Origin of the sequence: Candidatus Laterigemmans baculatus (assembly GCF_010367455.1) — a bacterium.
Lineage (GTDB): Bacteria > Planctomycetota > Planctomycetia > Pirellulales > Pirellulaceae > Laterigemmans > Laterigemmans baculatus.
In genome coordinates this window covers 1-19,339 of the sequence record NZ_WRPR01000049.1, presented here as the reverse complement: position 1 = coordinate 19,339, position 19,339 = coordinate 1, and the positions used below count along the sequence as shown (strand labels likewise).

Here is a 19,339-nt window from a genome sequence, read left to right as displayed (position 1 = left end):
CGCCCCCTGCCCCCCGCCCCCTGCCCCCGGCTCCCGGCTCCCGGCTCCCGGCTCCCGGCTCCCGGCCCCCGGCCCCCGGCTCCCGGCTCCCGGCTCCCGGCTTTGCGGTCCTGGGGCGATCGGCTAGAGTGAACGGACCGAGCCGCGGAGGGGGCAACCTCTCCCACGAAGGAACTTTGTGCCCCCTTCGTCTAGTGGCCCAGGACGCCGGATTCTCAGTCCGGAAACAGGGGTTCGATTCCCCTAGGGGGTACTCTCACGTACGTCAGCCGTTCCAGGCTGACCTCTCCGCCCGCCGTCTACCATTGAGAGGGCCGGCATTCGCGACTGGCAATTGCCTGCCGCCTCTGTCAACCGCACTGTCGCAACTTTGACAAGCCTTTTCGCCGGTACGAGAATTAGCGAGAAGGCTCACTCAACTCCGCACGCGGTTTAAAGATGCCGACGTTAAAGTTCGACGTAAGTGACGCTCTTGCTGAGGGGGACGTCCGCAGTCAGCCCGCCTATTCCGCTGCGTTGGCGGGTCGGTATTTGAACATCCCCGTGTCAACCATAAACGCTTGGTTTTTCGGGATGCCGTATGGGCGACGCGGGCAAAAAAAGCATTTCGAACCGGTGCTTAGTCCGGCAGATTCGACGTCGAAGCTACTGTCGTTTGAGAACCTGGGAGAAGCCCTCGTATTCCGCACGTTTCGAAGGAACCACAATTTAGCGCTACCGATGATCCGAGAAGCCCTCGAGAAGGTCTCCGAGAAACTCGGCATTCAGCGACCATTGGTTCATCATGTGTTCTTTACTGACGGTGCGCGTCTCTTTGTGGAGCACGCTGGCAAGTACATCGATGCACAGCGATTCGACCAACTTCTCCTTCCCGATGCGCAGCTGGTTATGAACCGCATCGAGTGGAATCAGGACAATGATGAAATGCGGCGTCTGTTTCCGATCACTCGGAGCTCTTACGCGGATTCCCCCAAGATCATCGTCATAGATCCTGAGTTCGCTTTTGGTGCTACGACGATTGTGGATCGAGGAATTCCCACGCGGCCCATCCGGGAGCGGTGGATGGCAGGGGAATCGGTTCATGAGTTGTCGATAGACTATCGCTGCGAACCGAGGGCAATCGAGGAAGCCCTGCGTTCGGAAGCAAAGTTCAGCCGTGCCGCCTGATGCGACCTTCTTCATCGACAGAAGCCTTGGTTCTGGCGTTGTTCCGACGCTTTTGTCGCAGGCGGGATGCAAGGTGATCGTTCACGACGATCATTTCCCCGAGACTACGCCAGATACGGCCTGGATCTCTTTTGTCCGTATGAAGGGGTGGGTGATTCTCTCGAAGGACAACGGGATCGAGAAAAATCCGATGGAAGTGAAGGCGCTGATTGAGGCTCGGGTGCATTGCTTTCTGTTCCGCTCAGGTAATTGCGTCGGTGCGCAGATCGCTGAAGGCTTTATTGCAGCTATGCCGCAGATCAAGGAGCTGGTGGCGCGCCACGCCCCGCCGACACTGTGGGGAGTCACGAAGGACGGCAGGCTCACCGGATTCGTCGGATATGAAAAAATGGTGAGGCGGCTTCTCGGCTGACTAGTCGCATCGCTACTGCGTCATTCCACCCCCGGGCGCGGCCGGAATGGGTGTTGCGACGCAATCCAAGTGCGCGAGCTCGTGGCCACCGAGTATCGACATTGGGGCAACCACGAAGGACACGAAGAGCACGAAGGGCGGGGGCTGAACCGCAGATAGCACAGAGAACTCGGATTTTGGGTTCTCGACTTCTCCTTTCATCCGCGTTCTCTGCGCTATCTGTGGTCCTTCCCCTTCTGCATTCACACGAGGTGCAGGGACAAATCCAAATCCGCAGGACATAGCACCTCAGCCACGTACCACCTCCTTTCTCGGTTTCACGGTGGGGGGGCCAAGACTCGGGCATCGCTCCCTGCACCATCCACCGCCACGTTTCCCCCGCTTCCCCGTTGTAGATTATTCTGATAGCCGGTGGTGAGAGGCTGACGCCAGTGAGTGAGGGGTGTAGTGCCGGACGGAATATCGCAGCGCCAAACGCTGATCACGGCTGCATTGATTATTATTGTACTCATCCTCAACGTCGCGTCCTTTGGTCCATACCTGGTGCTGACAGAGCCGACGCGTGATCGCCCCAACACGCCGGTCTGGGTCATGGTGGGCGATGCAGTTTTCGCCCCAGTGAACTGGCTCGCAATGTCTGGCCCCGAACCAATTGACGATGCTATCCGGGACTATTGCTTGTGGTGCTACGAGGCAATGACTGGCGAGCCGTTTTAACCGCATCGTCTTCGAAACGCTCCGTTCGTCGTACTCCCTCAGCGTATCCCGTCCCCCGACCTCCCCCGCCGTCCGGCGCTGGGAAAATCTCTTGACGCCAATCGAGGGGGTGGTGTAGGGAGACGAGTCCTCCCTTTCCCGTAGGTGTGCCGCATGACGACAAGCCGCAGAATCGACCGCTGGACGCTCGTCGCTGTCGTGTCGGCTTGCACAATCATGGGGCCAGTCGGCTGCCGAACCAGCTTGCAACGTAACGAGTTTAGCGGCCTGACTCCGCCCAACCAGCCACTGGTGGCTCCTCCACCTCAAGGCGTGGCCGGGAAAATCAAGGAGGCGGCTGCCAAAACCTCCCGGGCTGCGGGGCTGACCGTTCTCGGCGCGCTCTGCCTCGGCCTCTTCTTCTGGACTGGGTACGACAGCGAGGACGGCTTCACTTTCGATTAGTAGAGCCTATCCACGTTCCTTCTCCCTCCGCGCATCCATTCGTTGGATTCGTGTCATCCGTGGTTGTTTTCCCAGCCAGCGTGCCCCTGAAGTCGCGGCACCACTCAGTCTGGCATCGTTCACTGCGTACCGTTAGGGCCGCACTTTTGTGGGGGCTGGGGCCGTCGGAGGGACTTCTCGCGGTCGGCGGGGGTTGGCTTACACTGGAAAGTCCTCCCGGGGGCCCGTCAGCGGTGACCCCTGCACGTTCCTTCCCTTTCTCGCTGACTCGCCTTGCAACCCGCCGTGAATATGCTCCGCATCACCCCGATCCGGCTCGTCCTGGGGACTCTTTGGGCTCTGACGCTCGCCGCCGGTCCTGCTTCCGCCGACTCACCCGCCTTTGTCGCAGGTAAACCGTACCGCGTGGGGGCCGCCGAGGCCGAGCTGAATTCCGCGACCACGGAAATCGTGGCCGACGAGCGACTCGCAGGCGAACAGGGAATCACCCTCCAAGCCGACGCCGAGGCGGCTGTCGACGGCGACCGCTCCGAGCCCGACGTCTCTTTCCGCATCGACGCTCCCGAGGCCGGCACCTACGTGGTCAGCAGCTACGCGGTCGTCGACGACGAAGGGGCGGCGCTGATGAAGAAGGCCCGCGGGAAATACGATTCGCTGTTCATGAAACTGCAGTTCGACGATGGCCGCCCCACCAAGCGAGTCGTCTACGTTCCTTGGAACCGCCCCCGTCAGGAGACGGGCAAGTTCGAACTGAGCGGCAAACCGCAGCAACTCAAGATTTGGCTGCCTCGCGGAGTGCGACTCGGGTACGTCGAGTTCCGGAGCTACACGCCGCCGGCCGTTCCCGAAAAAGCCCAAAACTACGAACCCGAGTTCGTCCCTCCCGCCACGCGGCCCCGCTTGTGGGTCAACCAAGATTCGCTCCGCATCGTCAAGGAGCGGTTGACGGTCGGCGAGAACGCGGAGGTCTGGGAGCGGTTGACCGAAGCGGCCAAAAAGCCGTTTGAGTTCGAATTCTCGCCCGAGAAGGAAGTTCCCTTCAACGCTCCGCTCGAGAAAGCGGCGGAGACCAAAGCGTTCTATTACTTGATGACCGGCGACAAAGCGGTCGGCCGCGAGGCGGTTGAGTTATCGGTCGATTATTTGTCGCACGTCGAGTTCGGCAACGTGCTCGATATCACCCGCGAAATTGGCCGGGCAATCTATACTGCGTCGCTCGTCTACGACTGGTGCCATGATCTGCTGAGTGAAGAAGAGCGTCAGATTCTTCAGACCCACTTGATGCGACTGGCTGCGGATATGGAATGCGGCTGGCCCCCGTTCAAGCAAAGCGTCGTCAATGGGCATGGCAACGAAGCTCAGATCCAGCGCGATCTGCTGGCGATGAGCATCGCCCTCTACGGCGACGACTCCCAGCCCTACCAGTACACCTCCTACATCATTTTGGAAGACCTGGTGCCGATGCGGGCCTTCGAGTACCAGTCGCCACGGCACAACCAAGGCGTCAACTACGGGGCTTATCGCTTCGGTTGGGAGATGCACGCCGCGTGGTTCTTTTACCGCATGACGGGCGAGCCCGCTTTTGACGAAAACATCAAAGGTGTTCGCAAGTTCTGGCAGTACATGCGACTCCCCGACGGGCAGATGCTCCGAGACGGCGATGGTTTTGGTGCTGGACGCCCCGGAGAATTCTACTACTGGAAACATCCGCAAACGATGCTGCTGATGTATGCCTACGCCGAGGACCCGGTTCTGAAAGCCGACTTCGAGCGGCAGGGTGGGCTGGCCAGCAACCCGGTGCTGTTCTTGCTGCTGAACGATCCCAATCTAAAGCCTGTCGAGAGCCGGGAGTCGCTGCCGCTGACGATCGACTTTGGGCCCATTCTCGGCTCGATGATTGCCCGCACGGGCTGGGATATCGGCTTGGACAGCAACGATGTGGTCGCGGAAATCAAAGGGGGTGGCTACCACTTCGGCAACCACCAACATTCCGACGCCGGCGCACTTCAAATCTACTATCGCGGATTGCAAGTCGCCGATCTCGGTGTCTACAAGTTCTACGGCACTCCCTATGACCATAACTTCAACAAGCGTTCGATCGCACACAGCATGATGCTGGCCCGGGATCCGGATGAGAAGTTTCTCAGCACCGAGTCCAACGATGGGGGTACGCGGTACAACCAGAGCCATCCTCGCACGCCGGAACAGACGAAGCGAGATCCCCGCTTTCACAACGGCAAGGTGATTTCGAGTGACTTTGGTCCGTCGAAGCTGAAGCCAGCGTACAGCTATTTCAAAGCCGATCTGACCAGTGCTTACTCCGATAAGATCGACCAGTACACCCGCGGTTTTTGTTTCTTGAATTTGGGGCGCGAGGATGTGCCGGCGGCGATCATTTTGACCGACGACATGGCGACGGCGAACCCGGAGTTTCAGAAGTATTGGCAGATCAATACGCTCGAGCCGCCGCAGCAGACTCGCGACGGAGTGATTCTGCGCAACCAGCGCGGTGAGCTCGTCGGCAAGACTCACGTCGCGATGCTTGTGCCCACCTCGGCCGATCGCCAACTGGAAATCCTCAGTGGCGAGAAAGCCAACAGCTCGTTTGAATTTCAGTACGAGGCGCCGCCGACGAGCCATCCGGAGGCCAGTGGTCATCGGATCATGATTTCACCCAAGACGGCTCAGAAGCGGGACCGGTTTCTGACCGTGTTCCAAATGGCCGCTGGCGATACCGAACCGCTCGAGGTCGATTTCCAAGAGACCGTAGAGAGCTACGTCGTCAGCTTGGCGGATCGGGTTGTGAGTCTGAACAAGAACTCCGAGCCGATTCAGAAACGCTTTTCGTTCCAAGTGCCGGACGGAGGCGAGCGTCAGGTGTTACTGGCTGGACTGGAGCCGGGGACGTGGAAAGTGCGGAGCCAGGATGGGCAGGTCGATTTCGAGGCCAAGGTGACCGCGGGCCGCAATACGCTATTCTTTGAAGCGAACAGCGGCGAGTTTGTGATAAGCCCGCAGTGAGTCCACGAAGCGAATCGCTCTTGGGCCCACCGCTCCTGGTCAATGAAGTGTCCGTGCAATGCCGATCCTGAAGCTGAACCACGTCGCGCTCCATGTGGCGGACGTCGCTCACAGCGTTCCGTTCTACCGGGACGTGCTGCGGCTGCCGTTGATGGAGCGTCCGGCGTTCGATTTTCCAGGAGCTTGGTTCCGCGTGGGGACCGATCAGGAGCTGCACTTGATCGGCGACCGCGATGCGGCAGTCCATTCGCACCCGCGGGGAACGCACGTGGCGTTGGAGGTCGAAGAGTTGGACGATTGGGAGGCCCATCTCGACGCTCACAACGTCGAGCGATTGCCGCGCAAGGTCCGGCCCGACGGAGCCCAACAGGTTTTTTTAAAAGACCCCGACGGGCACTGGATCGAACTCTGTCTGCCGGCTCGTCGTTAGTCACCCATAGTCGCCTTTCGCTCCGCGAAAGTTGTGTGGTTGCGCTACTTTCGCGGAGCGAAAGGCGACTATGGGCGGAGCGAAAGGCGACTATGGGCGGAGCGAAAGGCGACTGTGGCGGGGGCGATACCGCTCATCTTTTGGTTGTCGCAGCATCAGCCGCCGGGCGCTAGCCCCCGGTTCCCGAAAACGCCTAGAGAACCGGACGCAAGAAGCGTGGCGGCTGATGATTTGAAACATGGACGGTACTGCGGTTAGCGGACTCGGACGAGCTTCATGATGCGGCCGTCGACGTTCCAGTCTTGGACGTAGAGGTTGCCCTCGGCGTCCCAGTAGGAGCCATGCGTTCCGCTGAAGATGCCTTCGATCCATTCTTCCTGCGGGACGTTGAAGTTGGCTCGTTTGGCGGGATCGGGATTATGGCCGAGTACGGCCATGATCGTGTTGCTCTTGTCGAGGATCACCAGGCGGCCGTGCAGATCAGGGACGGAAACATAGTCGCCTTGGATGCTGGCCGAAGTCGGCATGCCCAGGCCGGTAATAACCTCCTCGATGAACTCGCCCTCGAGCGTGTAATGCAGCAGTCGCCCTTTGGGTTCGTGATTGCGATCGCAGATCAGCAACCGGGCCGGCTCGTAGCGGGTGTCGAGCGTCATCCCGTGGGCAGTATTGAACTGCTTAAGGCCGTTGCCTTGTTCGCCAAAGTGCGAGAGGTACTTGCCGTTCTTATCGAATTTGAAAACGTGGTTAGTGGCGTAGCCGTTGGAGAGGAAAATGTCTCCGTTGGGGGCAATCGTGATCGCGGTGGGGCTGAACTTGATCTTCCCCAGCTTCGATTCTTCCGGATACGGCAACCGCAGTACGACTTCGCCCGTGTGCGCGTTGAACTTGATCCCTTCAGCGTCGCGATTGCGAGCTCCATAAATAAATTCCTGGCCGTCCTCCTCGCGGATCTCCATGTCGTGCAGATTCGTATAATCCCCGCCCAAGTAGGAATGGATGACGCTTCCGTCGGGCGAAAAGACGAACACGCCCGCATTGGCGCTGGTGTAGATATTGCCAGCCTTGTCGATCACCACTGCGCCGTGAGTGGGGCCGATCGCCGAGTGCCCGTCAGGGCGGAGTCCCCAGCCGGGCACGGTGTCGAACGTCATGATCCCCGCCCCCATCCGCACCGGCTCCACTGCGGGCTCAGCGGCCCAAGTCTTATCGCCCAAAGAGGTAGCGCTGCAAACGGCAACGATCAATGTGAGATGCAGCAGTGGCTTCAGCATGTCAGGGGCCCTGGCAGGGAGAGTGGTGGGGGCAGGGACGGAGGTGAGTAATTTGAGAGGTTAGCAAAACTGTGATAGCGCGATCGCCACAAAGTATCCTATCACCAGCATGGGGAGCGACGGGAAGTTACGCCAACAACGCAGCAACCGGTTTGGCGCCTCCGCCGATTTTGAACGGCCGCCCGTTGGGAGCGAAAAACTCCTTGTCGGTTGGCAAACCGGCCGCCGCAGCGATCGTTGCGTTGAACGCGCCGACCGAAACATGATCCGAGTCGACCAGATGCCCCTTCTCATCCGACGCACCATAGACTTGTCCGCCACGGATTCCGGCCCCGGCCAACAGGCCGCTAAAGGCGCCCGGATGGTGGTCGCGGCCGGCATTGACGTTGATCTTCGGCGTGCGGCCGAATTCGGTGGCTAGAACGACGAGTGTTTCGTCGAGCAGGCCTTTGCTGTGCAAGTCGCGGAGGAGGCTGCTGAGCGCCATGTCGAGCTCGCCACCCTTCGTCTCGAGCTTCTCATACAGATCCTGGTGCATGTCCCAGCCACCGGAGCTGATCTCGACGAACCCAACTCCTTGCTCGACCAGGCGGCGGGCCAGCAAACAGCCCTGCCCGAGCGGATTTTTGCCGTACGCTTCGGCGACCGCTTCCGGCTCGTCCTTGATATCGAATACTTTCAGGGCATTGCTTCCCATCAGGCGACGGGCTTGCAGGTACATCTGGTTGTAAGCTTCTACCTGACTGCCGGCATAGCGTTGGCGGAAATCACGGTCAAACTTATTCGCCAACTGCAGGCGACGTTTAAAGCTGTCCTCGGTCACATAGCCCGGGAGTTTGATATTCTTCAGCCCGTAGGCGGCGTTGGCGATCGGAACCGGCGTCAATGCCGGATCGAGGAAACCGGCTCCGGGATGATCGTTGTCCGCACCGATGAGGATGTTGGCGGGCAGCTCTTGGTTGGTCTGCCCCGCCACGTGCGCCATCCACGCTCCCATTCCCGGGTGGCGGATGCTGTTCAACTGCTTGTAGGCAGTCCGCATCAAATAGCGGCCTTGCTCGTGAGCCCCCGTTTCGGTGCTGAGCGAACGAACGACGGCCAATGCACCGCTGAGGTAAGCCAAGCGGGGAAAGTTCTCGCCAAAATAAACGCCGGGGGTGCGGGTCGCGATTCCCTTGGTTTCACCCCCTTCCTCGGTTCCCGGTTTGGGATCAAACGTATCGAGGTGCGCGAGCCCTCCATCCATAAAAAGATAGATGATGTGCTTGGCTTTCTTTCCGCCGGCAGCGCTTGCCGCGGCGGCGGCTTCAGGAGCGGCACCACCGAAGGAATTAGCGCCGGCGAAAAAACTCACGCCGAGCAGTTGCCGAGCGGCGGAGGCCATGAAGCTGCGGCGATCGGGTTGCGAGTCGCTGTCGTTGAACGAAACGGGGTTCGGAACCTGGAACATACGCGACTGAACTCCAGCGGGGATGGAAGATAAGAGTCGAGCGGACTGGAGACGGAATTTACTGGATGAACAGGAACTCACGGGTATTGAGCAGCGCCCAGATGACATTGCCATAACCGATTGCCGGCTTCTTCGCCGTAATGACTTCGGTCACCGCCGTGCGTCGATCGCTGCTGCTCGGCGGCCGCGTCAGAATGCTCAGAAAGATCACATCGAGCGCCATCCGCGGGTTGCCCGACACGCGGTCCACGTTGTCGTAGATTCGCGAACCCGTTTCGAGCATCACGTGGGTGATCGGACCGTTGAAGATGGTCAGGATTTGGGGGACGGTGGCCCCGGGCTGTTCTCCATTGATCGATTCGCGGTCGCCGATGCCGAATTGGCGAAGGAAGTGGTCGCCCGGCAGGGGCTGGGGCAGCTCCGAAGCGCGGCAGAGCACGGCTCCCTTATAGGCATGCGTGTTCAGTTCGCGTTTATAGATCGGCATGTAATAGGTGTCGCGGAACTTCGCGGCCGCCTGATGGACGCTGGCGACGGTGGTCTTGGTAAAGTCCAAGTCGAGCACCGGCGCCATCTCGGTCGCCGTCGGACGCTCGAAGGGAACCGGGTTGTAGACGGCGAGCGTGAGAATGGAGTCCCAGGCCTGCGCGGCCGTCATCCGCCGCAACGTCGGGCCAGGGAAGTAATAGGGTTCGCCGCTGGTCAGTTCAAACGGCGTCGATTCTCGCTGGTAGGCGTCGGAATAGAGGATCGTGCGGACGAACTCTTTGGTGTTGAAGTCGAGCCGCACCATTTCCTCGGACAAGAACTCCAGCAGCTCTTCGTTGAAACGGGGGTTGCTGTCGTTGAAATCGTCGACTGGTTCGACGATGCCCACGCCCATCAAACGTTTCCAATAACGATTCGCGACCGTCCGACTGAACTGTTTGTTCTTCGGCGAAGTCAACCAAGCAGCGAACTGATGCCGGGGCGAACGGGAAGCCGCTTCGGCGGGAACTTTATCCCACAGCACGGCTGGTTCCACGACGCTCTTTGGTTCGTGGTCGTCGTAGGCGTAGTCGTGAGGCAGGCGGAGCGTCTGTTTGATTTCGCTGACGCGATAGGTGTTGGCTCGCACCAGCCGCTGGAATTCACCCGATAGATACCCCTTTGGGTCCTTTTCGCGAATCTCAGCACGGGCATCGTTGATCAACTTCGAAGCGACGTTGCCCTGCTTAAATTCGGGGTCTCGACCGTCGATCCGAGTTTTGGTTCCGGCGGTGAAGGCTGCCAACTGATAGAACTGATGCTGGCTCCAGTTGTCGAACGGATGATCATGGCACTGGGCGCATCCAATCTGGGTTCCCAGGAAAACTCGAACCGTGTTGTCGAGATAGGGGAGCGGTTGGCCTTCGTCGCGGAGTTGGTAACCGACCGCCGGGTTGTCCCAGACTTTGCCCTCGGCCGTCAGCATCTCGTAGACCCAGCGGTCATACGGTTTGTTTTCGCGGATCGAATCTTTGACGTACGCCAGATAGGGGTCGGCGATGATGTTCGCCTGCGGTTCCTCGGTCAACCGCAGCACGTCGGCCCAAAAGTTGTAAAAGTTAAAGACGTAGTCGGGGCTGTTGAGCAGCGTATCGATCAGCTCGGTCCGCCGCGTCTCGGGGTTCGCATTGGAGAACGCCTGGACTTCCTCGAGCGTCGGAATCCGCCCGGCGACATCCAAATAAATCCTCCGCAGGAAGACATAGTCGTCGCTCATCCCGTTCGCGGCGATGCCCTTTTCCTGCAGCACCTTGTCGACCAGGCGAGTGATCTCGGCGGCCTTCGCCTTGGCTTCCTCGCGGCGGCTAGCGTCGACTGGGGCAACCTCCATGGCGACCGGTTTCAGCTGCCGGACGCTCTCGGGCAAGCGAATCGTCGGTGGCTTTTGAGCCCCGGCCGAGGGCCCGAGGACCGTCGCGGCCGCCAGCGTCAGCAGGAACGCCAGGGGTCGGACGGGGCCAGAACGATCGACGGGGCCAGAACGATCAGGGAGAGAGGAGGGAGCGAGGGCGCAGCAGGCGAGCGAGCGAGGCATCAGGCGCAGACCTCCGATGGATCAAGCGGTCTTCATGAAGAGGCGATTTTAGGAGAGACGCAGGAAAAGCGGACCGTGGGGCGCGCCGCAGGAGAAGGACTTCCCTGCCGTGCGGAGCAACGGACCCAGCGCTGCATCTTAATCGCTTCAAAACCGCGCATGTACTCTGCAGAAAACATTCCGCCAGAGGAGGGGGGGGATAGTCGCCTTTCGCTCCGCGAAAGTAGCGCAAACACCACACAACTTTCGCGGAGCGAAAGGCGACTATGGGCGAAAGGCGACTCTAGCCCCCCCTAGAACTGCTGCTGGTAGCTGGCGAACAGCCAGTGCGCCGAGGAGTCGACCCAGCTATTGTCAAAGTCGCCTCCGACGACGTCGCTGGTGCCCACGGTGCAGCTCGGGCCGAACGAGTACTGGTAGCCCATGTCAAATCGGCTGTGGTCCCAGCGGTGTCCAAACCCCGTCGACAGGGCGTGTTCGAGCGTCGCCGGAATGAACGGCGTCAGCGTGCTGTTGGGGATTGGGTTGCGGTGATAGACGTATCCGGCGCGGAGCACCGTGCAGCACGTCCAGTCGTATTCGTATCCGACCCGGACGGAGACCGTGTCGCGCCAGTTCAGCGGAAGGGCGTCGCGGACGGTCGGCCCGAGCAAGCCTGCGAAGGTCGGGTCGGTGGGGTTCGTCATCGTCAGCTCGAGGCTGTCGAACGCTTCGGACCAGTCGAACCAGAGGACGTCGGTCGAGAGCGTATGGCGTTCGGCGAGCTCGTGGCGGATCCCCACGCCGACCGACTGCGGCCACGTGATCCCCGTCTCCAAGTCGTAACCGCTGCGACCGAGCCCGGCGACGTCGACTTTGGCGCTGCCATCGAGTTCGAACTGGCTTTGGCTCGTGTAGGTGACGCCCAGCATCGTCCGCTCGGCGAGCGCGTACTGAAGGCCGACTGACCAGCAGAGAGCGGCCCCGGTGCCCTGCAAGTCCATGACCGTGGGCGTGCCGGCAAAGGGGCCGGTTTGGATGTGGAGCGGGGCTTCGAGTTCCACGTGGTTCACCGCGACTCCCAACGTGCCACCGATGCTCAGCCGATCGGTGAGTTTGGCGGAGAGCCCGGGGAGAACTTTGCCGAGTGCCGCGAAGGTCTTGTAGGTGTACTCGTGGTCGGGATCCATGGGATTGATCGTCGGGCTGACCATCTCGTATTCGGCCCCGAAACCGGCGGGCGCGAAGATTCCGAGCCCGTACGCCCACAGCCCGTCGTCCGACTTGCGGATCATCGCCAGGTGCGGCAGGGGATAGGGCGTGCGCCGGCTCGTGACGCGGCCGTTGTCGGCTTCGCGGTAATGCAGCGAGGTCATCAGGCCATCGATGCTGAGCTCGTTCATCCCCCTGCCGGGGAGGTTGACCATCGCAGCCGGATTGTCGTGGAGCACCGCGGCGTTATCGAAGTGTCCTAAATTCGTACCACCGCGGCCCCCAGAGATCGCTCCCAGGCCGTCGCGGACCACGCCATCGGCTGCTGAGGGGTTTGCGGCGAGGAAGGTCATCGACATACCGAGCAGAAAGAGGCGAAAACGTTTCATGCGGAGGTCTCGAGCCGAGTCGGAGTCTCGCCAACCGCCGTGCGAGACATCAAAATGTTATCGCTTCGATGAATACGGCTGCTTGAACCTGATCCCCCCGGTTTGCCTTGGACGCTGCGACTGGAGTCGCCTGCGGCCAGTCCCTGCGGGGGGGCGGTCGGCGTTCGCTTTGCAAGGTGCTTTCACATGATGTTCCTCCTCCCGCGGGCTTATTGCCAGCGAGGTCCTTTGGTGTCACCGGTTCGAGCGGTCCTCTGCCTCGGGATCGCTCTACTGCTCGGTACCCCGATGGCCGCGGCCTGCACGACCGCGGTGATCAGCGGACGGGCGACGCCGGACGGCCGCCCCTTGCTGTGGAAGAATCGCGATGCCCCCAACGTCGATAACGAGGTCATGCTGCTGACCGGGGGCCGCTACCGTGCAACCGCGGTGGTCAACGCCGGCAGTCCGGTGGCAATTTGGATGGGAGTCAACGAGCAGGGGTTTTGTATCGAAAACTCGCTCAGCCGCGACCTGACCGAGCGGGGGGTGAAGGGGAAAGGCAATGGCGGCTTCATGCGGCAGGCCTTGCTCACTTGTGCCACGGTCGAAGATTTTGAGGAGTTGTTGCGGTCGACCAACGGCCGGCGGTCGACGAACGCGAACTTCGGCGTGATCGACGCTCAGGGAGGGGCGGTGCTGTTTGAGACGAGCGGCTCGGAGTTTCGGCGGTTCGATGCCAACGATCCGCTCGTTGCCCCCGATGGCTACGTGGTCCGCAGCAATTTTTCCGCGACAGCGCAGGGAGAAGGGTTTGATTTTTCACCCTCCGCGGTCGGCGAACTCTATTCGGGAGGACGCTACCTTCGCGGCTGCCGGCTGATGGATGAAGGGCTGGCTTCGGAATCGGGATTGACGGTCCGGTACCTGTTGCAGGAATGCTGCCGCGATCTTGCCGATGCGGACGGAAAACCGCTGTTCGGTCCGCCGGCGAATCACTTCGACTCGCTCCCCCGCGAGATCGACACGGCATCGACGATCAGCCGTCGAACGAGCGTCTCGGCGGCGGTATTCCACGGGGTGCGGCCTGGGGAGGACCCGCGGTGCACGACGATGTGGGTGCTGTTGGGCGAGCCGCTGTTCTCGCTGGCGGTGCCGTGCTGGGCGAGCGTCGAGGGAGTCGCCGAAGAACTCGACGGGGAGGAGGTCAGTCCGCTCTGCTCCACCGTGCGGGAGCTTCGCCAGGTGAACTATCGCAGCGTCGGCGGCGACGAGCACCTGCTGAGCCACGCCCTCCCGGCCATCCTGGCCGAGACCCTACCGGTCGAGCATGAGCTAATCGAGCTGGCCGAGTCCCGGCTGCGGCATTGGCGAGCGCACGGCGCCGAGGCGGTCGAGATGACTCGGCTGCACCGCCAAGCCAGCGCTGCCGCGATGGAGGTCGTCGAAGGGCTGCAGCAGGCGAGCGTGGAGTGAGTCGGCCGTCGCTGCAGCCATCTCGCCCTTAGCGAGCCGCGTCCTGTGAGGCGGGCTGTTCGCCTCCGCCGCTGTAGAGCTGTTCGATCACTTCGGGTTTGAGGTCAGCGATGTCGTTGGCGTCGTTGCGGTCGTCGGGCTTGAGGTAGAGGTGATCCTGGCCATCCGCATCGCGGAAATAAAACCAGCCGGGCGAAGTCCGCAGCACGATCGCTTCGTCCCCCTCTCCCGCACCGAAGTCTCCTGCCGAGGCGGCTCCCGCAGCGACGGTCGAGAGGATCGGCAGAAGCGGGTCGGGAGGGGTGGCCCATTGCTCCGGGGCCGCGTCGCGGAGCAGCGACAGCTCGCCTCCCTGCGGTTCGCTGCCGCGGACCATCTCCAGGAGGGTTGCGGCGAGGCGGTCCGACGAGGCGAGGTGCGGGCTCCGTAGCGGCGGACTCCCGTTGCGGCGAATCATCAGCGGGAGGTGGAGGCGAGGGCTCCGCGGTGGACCGGCCGCCGCGCCGATCCAGCGATGTTCGCCGAGTGCGAAACCACTGGTCGAGGCTAGCACCAGATCGCATTCGGGACCTTCCTCGAGCGAGTCGAGCAGCACTTCGACCAGACCGTCGATCGCCCGCACCTGGCCGCCGTAAGCTGCCATCCAGGCCAGCGTCAGATCGGGATCGGCGTCCTCGTCCAAGCAGAAGTTCGGCGGTGTGGTCGACTCGCGGGCCGCCTCGATTTCGGCAGCGGAGTCTACATCGGAAGTATCGAACGCGTCCGGCTCGGCGTCTCCGTACTCGCTGAACTCTTCTCCATATTCCTCGCCAAATTCCGCCTCTTCGGCCGATTCATCGGCGGTGCGGAGAGCCAAGGGGGCATCCCAGCAGGTCGCCAGCGTCGCCGAGTGGATCCAGAGCAGGACGGGGGCTTCGCCCAGCGTTTCGCGATGGGCGAGCGCAGCGGCGAGCAGACGGGCGAAGCGGGTTTCCTCGATTTCGTCGGCCAGGGCGAAGTCCGTCTGCCCGCTCGGGCTGTCGATCCGCACGCACTGGTCAAACGCTTCGCCGCCCAACTCCGCCGCTTCGGCCGAGTCGGTGACCAGGAGCGTCGTCATCCCCGCCGCCGATGCTGCCGCGGCGACCGACTGGCCGCTCGTGCGGTCGCGGAAGAAGCCGCTCAAGCAGTCGTGCGGAGAAACGGAAGCGGCGACGACGCGGTCGAACACCAGCGAGCTGGCTGCCAGGCGGCAGAGCCCAGGAGTCTCGAGCCAAGAGCAACCATAAGCCGCCAGCGGGCTGGTCGCCAAGGCATCGAAAGAAAGCACGATCAGGGAACGAGGCATGGGGAAGTCAGGTTTCAGGTTTCAGGGAGCAGGTTTCAGGGGGGAGAGGAGGGGCCACGGAAGGACACGGAACAGCACGGAAAGGGGGAAAGAAGGCAGGGGCACCGACAATCGTACTCGGGAGGCGGGAGAGGATTGGGCCACGGAAGGACACGGAACAGCACGGAAAGGGAGGCGCCAATAATCGTACTCGTACTCAGCGAAGCGGTACTCGTACTCGTACTCGGGCATTCCGGACTGCGGCACATTGTGAGCCAGAAGCCGACGACCAGGTCGAGGGCGGGCCGGATTGCTCGGCGAGGTGGACGGGGTCGGCCGGGACGCTCGTGGTCGCGAGTACGAGTACCGCTGCGCTGAGTACGAGTACCGCTGCGCTGAGTACGAGTACCGCTGCGCTGAGTACGAGTACCGCTGCGCTGAGTACGAGTACCGCTGCGCTGAGTGCGAGGGGCGGAACCGTCATAGATGGTACCAGCGATGTAACCGTTCGCGGCGGGGGTGGATCTCGAGTCGGGCGTTGGCGGGGGTGCGGGCTGGGCGGCGATTGCGGAAGTAGGTTTGCAAAACGTTTCACTTCCTCCGCTCACTTGGCCTGAATCTGCGACTATGGCCGGTTTTCGTCCTGCGACCGTCGATGTTTGGGGGCTGCCGTTTGCCCGCGTCACGCTTGAGCAGTCGATCGACTGGATCGGCGAGCTCGTGGCTCGCGGCGAGCCCGAATACTTGATCACGGCCAACTTGAACTACGTGATGCTGGCTGCCCAGCAGGCGTCGCTGCGAGAACTGAGCCGCGGGGCGATCGGGGTGCTGGCCGACGGGATGCCGATCGTGTGGCGGTCGCGGATCGGGTCGCGGATTGGGGCGAGCGAAGCGTTGCCCGAGCGGGTCGCCGGAAGCGAGATGATCTATCGGATCGCCGAGCGGTCGGCCCGCGACGGCTGGCGAATCTACTTTCTCGGCGCCGCGCCGGGGATTGCCCAGCGGTGTGCCGATGCGCTGCTGGAGCGGAACCCGGGGATGCAGATCGCGGGAGTCGAATCGCCCCCGTTTCGCCAGTTGACGGCCGCCGAGGAGGCGGAGCAGGAGGAGCGGATTCGGGCGGCCCGGCCCGACGTGCTGCTGGTCGCTTTCGGCCAGCCGAAAGGGGAGCAGTGGATTGCCGCTCGCTATAAGCGGCTCGGCGTGCCCGTCTCGATCCAGCTCGGCGCTTCATTCGACTTCGTTGCCGGTGCGGCTCGGCGGGCTCCGCTCGCTTGGCAGAAGGTCGGCATGGAGTGGGCTTACCGAATGCTCAGCGACCCCCGGCGGCTGGTCCCACGGTATGCCGAGAACGCTGCGTTCCTAGCCAAAACCGTGGTCAGCGACACGTACGTCAGCCTTTTCAGGCGGACGTCGATTCCTTCTGAGCCGTAGGCGCTAGCCTCGGGCCTCGTAACGCTGGGCCTTCCGCTGCAGAACCCGCGGCTAGCGCCTTGCGGCTCAAGCAGCGGTTCCTGAAACCGGTCGTATTCACCCGGTTAGGCTTTGGCGGCGGCCTTCTTCTTCGGTTTGTAGATTTCGGTGGCGGTCCCGAAGTGGACTTCGCCGGCGTTCATCAGCGTTTCGCTGAGCGTCGGGTGGGGGTGGATCGAATCGGTGACGTCGCGGGCTTCGCAGCCCATCTCGATCGCCAGCACCGCTTCGGCAATCAATTCCCCGGCACCGGCCCCGACGATTCCGCAGCCCAGCACGCGACTGGTCTTCGGATCGATCAACCACTTGGTGAGTCCTTCGCCGCGGCCGATCGCTTGAGCGCGACCGCTGGCCGCCCAGGGGTAGACCTCGACATCGACTTCGACGCCGTCCCGTTTGGCTTCTTCTTCGGTGAGTCCTGCCCAGGCGATTTCGGGATCGGTGAAGACGACCGCGGGAATCGCGTTGGGGGCAAACTCGGCGGCATGACCGGCGACGACTTCCGCCGCCACGCGGCCCTCGTGCGTCGCCTTGTGAGCCAACATCGGGTCGCCGGCGATGTCGCCGATCGCCAGGATGTGCGGGTCGGCCGTCCGCTGCTGTGAATCGCAGACGACAAAGCCTCGGGCGTCGACCTCGACCGCCGTGTTCTCGAGTCCGATGCCAGCGGTCACCGGGCGGCGACCGATCGACACTAAGACGCGGTCATAGCGCTCGTGGCCGAATTTGCCTGGACCTTCGAAGGTCACTTCGACGCTTCCTTCGACCTCCGACATCGAGCCGACTTTGGTGTTCAGGAACAGCCGACCGTCGACCAGCTTTTCGATCCGTTTGGCGAGTGGTTTGACCAGATCGCGGTCGGCACCCGGGAGCAATCCGGAGCTGAGTTCGACGACCGTGACTTTCGAGCCGAGTTGGGCGTAGACGCTGCCCAACTCCAGCCCGATGTACCCCCCGCCGACGACCAGCAGGGTTTCCGGCAGGTCCGCCAAATCGAGTGCTCCGGTCGAATCCATCACGCGGTCCGAGCCGATGTCGAACGCGGCGGGCATCGCCGGGATGCTGCCGGTCGCCAAGATGCAGTGGTCGAACGAGAGCGTGCCGTCTTCGGGGATCGAGGCGTCGGTCCCCTTCAGCTGCAGCGTCGTGCTGCTCGTGAACGTGCCTCGGGCCTGAATGACCTTCACCCCCCGCCGCTTGGCCAATTGACCGAGCCCGCCGGTCAAGTTCTCGATGACCTTGTCCTTCCGCGCCCGCACCTTGTCGATGTCGACCTGCGGGCCACCCTCGTAGGTGACCCCCCAATCGGTTCGCAGTTCGTCGACCTCGCTGATCACCCGGGCGACATGCAGGAGCGCTTTGCTCGGGATGCAGCCGCGGAGCAGACAGGTACCACCGAGCCGCGGTTCGGCTTCGACCAAGGTGACTTCGAGACCAAGATCGGCGGCCATGAACGCGGCGGCGTATCCGCCAGGTCCGCCGCCGAGTACGACCAGCGGGCTGTGCATTGGGATCCAGCTTCGACGAGTGATGAAGGGCGTGGGCGGAAAATTACCGCGACAGGAATTCGACGACCGCGTTGGCGTCGACCGGGAGGCTGATGTCGCTCGGTCCGGGAAGCCCCAGCACCGTGGCCTTGAGGTTTTCCGTGTCGAACGTCACCCAGTCGAGCGGATCGGGAGTCGCGTTGGCGATCACGCCGCGATACAGATTCTTGAGGTTCTCGCGACCCCGGACTTCGATCACGTCGCCCGGACGCAGGATGTAGCTCGGCGAGGTGACTTTGACGCCGTTGACGCGGAAGTGGCCGTGCGCGACGCCCTGGCGAGCCTGCGGGCGGGTCTTGGTGAAGCCACAGCGGCGGACGACGTTGTCCAGGCGACGTTCACACATCAACAACAGCAGCTCACCGGTGTTGCCCGATTTGCGACCGACCGCATCGAAGTAGCGACGGAGCTGGCGTTCGCCGAGACCGTAGTAGTGCTTGATCTTCTGCTTCTCCATCAACGCCAACCCGTAGTTGCTCGGGCGACGTCCCCGGGGATGCATTCCGGGAGGCGAGTTGCGGCGATCCGAAGCGCGAGTCGCTCCAGCACTTTCATACAGCAGCGCGCTCAAACGACGGTTGATGCGAGCTTTGGGGCCAGTGTAGTGGGCCATGACGCGATTGCTCCTGCAGTCGAGGGTCGCTGTCCCAGCCGCGAACTCAGCATGCCGAGCTCGCGGGGGAACGACCGAGGGTGAACAAAATTGCCTTACGGGGTAATGTCGCCGCGGCTCGATCCCAAGCCTCGGGCGACGCAAGCGCACCCGGCGGGTCGAACCTCATGTTTTGCGAACCGCAGAGTGTCGCGGCGCAAGCCGTTTTTGGCAAGACGGGAAAAAACGGTAGCCGGTAGCCGGTAGCCGGTAGCCGGTAGCCGGGAGCCGGGAGGCGGGAGGCGGGAGGCGGGAGGCGGGAGGCGGGAGGCGGGAGGCGGGAGGCGGGAGGCGGGAGGCGGTAAAATTTCTTCGTACTCGTACTCGTACTCGTACTCGTACTCGTACT

General features: G+C 62.3%; 15 protein-coding genes and 1 tRNA gene. 9 read left to right on the top strand and 7 right to left on the bottom strand.

Annotated features, from left to right (window positions below; translation table 11 throughout):
- Window positions 1-180 precede the first annotated feature (180 nt).
- The 7 genes from GNK13_RS11010 (at window position 181) to GNK13_RS10980 (ending at window position 6,191) form a co-directional block, all read left to right on the top strand.
- Window positions 181-253 (top strand) — tRNA-Glu (locus tag GNK13_RS11010).
- Between the two features lie 185 nt (window positions 254-438).
- Window positions 439-1,167, top strand: a complete 729-nt coding sequence (locus tag GNK13_RS11005) for a DUF433 domain-containing protein (protein ID WP_164102573.1) — start codon at window positions 439-441, stop codon at window positions 1,165-1,167.
- A complete protein-coding gene (locus GNK13_RS11000) occupies window positions 1,157-1,579 on the top strand; it encodes a PIN-like domain-containing protein (protein WP_164102572.1) in 423 nt (140 codons plus the stop codon). Before GNK13_RS11005 ends, GNK13_RS11000 begins: the two co-directional genes overlap by 11 nt.
- A gap of 447 nt (window positions 1,580-2,026) precedes the next feature.
- The gene (locus GNK13_RS10995) at window positions 2,027-2,296 is read left to right on the top strand and encodes a hypothetical protein (RefSeq protein WP_164102571.1); all 270 of its coding nucleotides are present in this window, start codon (window positions 2,027-2,029) and stop codon (window positions 2,294-2,296) included.
- 153 nt (window positions 2,297-2,449) lie between these two features.
- A complete protein-coding gene (locus tag GNK13_RS10990) occupies window positions 2,450-2,740 on the top strand; it encodes a hypothetical protein (protein WP_164102570.1) in 291 nt (96 codons plus the stop codon).
- Between the two features lie 291 nt (window positions 2,741-3,031).
- The gene (locus tag GNK13_RS10985) at window positions 3,032-5,761 is read left to right on the top strand and encodes a hypothetical protein (protein ID WP_203329027.1); all 2,730 of its coding nucleotides are present in this window, start codon (window positions 3,032-3,034) and stop codon (window positions 5,759-5,761) included.
- Between the two features lie 58 nt (window positions 5,762-5,819).
- Window positions 5,820-6,191 carry a VOC family protein gene (locus GNK13_RS10980; protein WP_164102568.1) on the top strand — a complete coding sequence of 124 codons (372 nt, stop codon included), beginning with the start codon at window positions 5,820-5,822 and terminating at the stop codon, window positions 6,189-6,191.
- A 254-nt stretch (window positions 6,192-6,445) separates the two neighbouring features.
- Here GNK13_RS10980 and GNK13_RS10975 read toward each other — a convergent pair whose 3' ends face one another.
- The 4 genes from GNK13_RS10975 to GNK13_RS10960 all read right to left on the bottom strand — a co-directional run bounded on the left by GNK13_RS10975 (window position 6,446) and on the right by GNK13_RS10960 (window position 12,557).
- The gene (locus GNK13_RS10975) at window positions 6,446-7,465 is read right to left on the bottom strand and encodes a 6-bladed beta-propeller (RefSeq protein ID WP_203329026.1); all 1,020 of its coding nucleotides are present in this window, start codon (window positions 7,463-7,465) and stop codon (window positions 6,446-6,448) included.
- Between the two features lie 127 nt (window positions 7,466-7,592).
- Complete coding sequence (locus tag GNK13_RS10970; protein WP_164102567.1) at window positions 7,593-8,915, bottom strand: DUF1501 domain-containing protein; 1,323 nt, start codon at window positions 8,913-8,915, stop codon at window positions 7,593-7,595.
- A 58-nt stretch (window positions 8,916-8,973) separates the two neighbouring features.
- Window positions 8,974-10,977, bottom strand: a complete 2,004-nt coding sequence (locus GNK13_RS10965) for a DUF1549 domain-containing protein (protein ID WP_164102566.1) — start codon at window positions 10,975-10,977, stop codon at window positions 8,974-8,976.
- A 293-nt stretch (window positions 10,978-11,270) separates the two neighbouring features.
- Window positions 11,271-12,557: an OmpP1/FadL family transporter gene (locus GNK13_RS10960; protein ID WP_164102565.1), complete on the bottom strand. Its 1,287-nt coding sequence runs from the start codon at window positions 12,555-12,557 to the stop codon at window positions 11,271-11,273.
- A gap of 231 nt (window positions 12,558-12,788) precedes the next feature.
- On the opposite strand from GNK13_RS10960, the gene GNK13_RS10955 reads away from it, so the two are divergent.
- Window positions 12,789-14,012, top strand: a complete 1,224-nt coding sequence (locus GNK13_RS10955; RefSeq protein WP_203329025.1) for a carcinine hydrolase/isopenicillin-N N-acyltransferase family protein — start codon at window positions 12,789-12,791, stop codon at window positions 14,010-14,012.
- Window positions 14,013-14,040: 28 nt separating this feature from the next.
- Here the strand turns inward: GNK13_RS10955 and GNK13_RS10950 are convergent, their stop codons facing one another.
- On the bottom strand, window positions 14,041-15,339 hold the full coding sequence (locus tag GNK13_RS10950; RefSeq protein WP_164102564.1) for a hypothetical protein: 1,299 nt from the start codon (window positions 15,337-15,339) through the stop codon (window positions 14,041-14,043).
- A 606-nt stretch (window positions 15,340-15,945) separates the two neighbouring features.
- On the opposite strand from GNK13_RS10950, the gene GNK13_RS10945 reads away from it, so the two are divergent.
- The gene (locus GNK13_RS10945) at window positions 15,946-16,752 is read left to right on the top strand and encodes a WecB/TagA/CpsF family glycosyltransferase (protein WP_164102563.1); all 807 of its coding nucleotides are present in this window, start codon (window positions 15,946-15,948) and stop codon (window positions 16,750-16,752) included.
- A gap of 104 nt (window positions 16,753-16,856) precedes the next feature.
- Here GNK13_RS10945 and lpdA read toward each other — a convergent pair whose 3' ends face one another.
- Window positions 16,857-18,299, bottom strand: coding sequence for a dihydrolipoyl dehydrogenase (gene lpdA / locus GNK13_RS10940; protein ID WP_164102562.1), 1,443 nt, complete (start codon window positions 18,297-18,299; stop codon window positions 16,857-16,859).
- 43 nt (window positions 18,300-18,342) lie between these two features.
- Complete coding sequence (gene rpsD / locus GNK13_RS10935; RefSeq protein WP_164102561.1) at window positions 18,343-18,951, bottom strand: 30S ribosomal protein S4; 609 nt, start codon at window positions 18,949-18,951, stop codon at window positions 18,343-18,345.
- Window positions 18,952-19,339: the final 388 nt, after the last annotated feature.

Excerpts from the sequence above, each read along its gene's own strand:
- GNK13_RS10945 (WP_164102563.1), top strand. The coding sequence starts at position 15,946 with ATGGCCGGTTTTCGTCCTGCGACCGTCGATGTTTGGGGGCTGCCGTTT.
- lpdA (WP_164102562.1), bottom strand. The coding sequence starts at position 18,299 with ATGCACAGCCCGCTGGTCGTACTCGGCGGCGGACCTGGCGGATACGCC.
- GNK13_RS10990 (WP_164102570.1), top strand. The coding sequence starts at position 2,450 with ATGACGACAAGCCGCAGAATCGACCGCTGGACGCTCGTCGCTGTCGTG.
- rpsD (WP_164102561.1), bottom strand. The coding sequence starts at position 18,951 with ATGGCCCACTACACTGGCCCCAAAGCTCGCATCAACCGTCGTTTGAGC.
- GNK13_RS10980 (WP_164102568.1), top strand. The coding sequence starts at position 5,820 with ATGCCGATCCTGAAGCTGAACCACGTCGCGCTCCATGTGGCGGACGTC.
- GNK13_RS10965 (WP_164102566.1), bottom strand. The coding sequence starts at position 10,977 with ATGCCTCGCTCGCTCGCCTGCTGCGCCCTCGCTCCCTCCTCTCTCCCT.
- GNK13_RS10970 (WP_164102567.1), bottom strand. The coding sequence starts at position 8,915 with ATGTTCCAGGTTCCGAACCCCGTTTCGTTCAACGACAGCGACTCGCAA.
- GNK13_RS10950 (WP_164102564.1), bottom strand. The coding sequence starts at position 15,339 with ATGCCTCGTTCCCTGATCGTGCTTTCTTTCGATGCCTTGGCGACCAGC.
- GNK13_RS10975 (WP_203329026.1), bottom strand. The coding sequence starts at position 7,465 with ATGCTGAAGCCACTGCTGCATCTCACATTGATCGTTGCCGTTTGCAGC.
- GNK13_RS11005 (WP_164102573.1), top strand. The coding sequence starts at position 439 with ATGCCGACGTTAAAGTTCGACGTAAGTGACGCTCTTGCTGAGGGGGAC.
- GNK13_RS10985 (WP_203329027.1), top strand. The coding sequence starts at position 3,032 with ATGCTCCGCATCACCCCGATCCGGCTCGTCCTGGGGACTCTTTGGGCT.
- GNK13_RS10960 (WP_164102565.1), bottom strand. The coding sequence starts at position 12,557 with ATGAAACGTTTTCGCCTCTTTCTGCTCGGTATGTCGATGACCTTCCTC.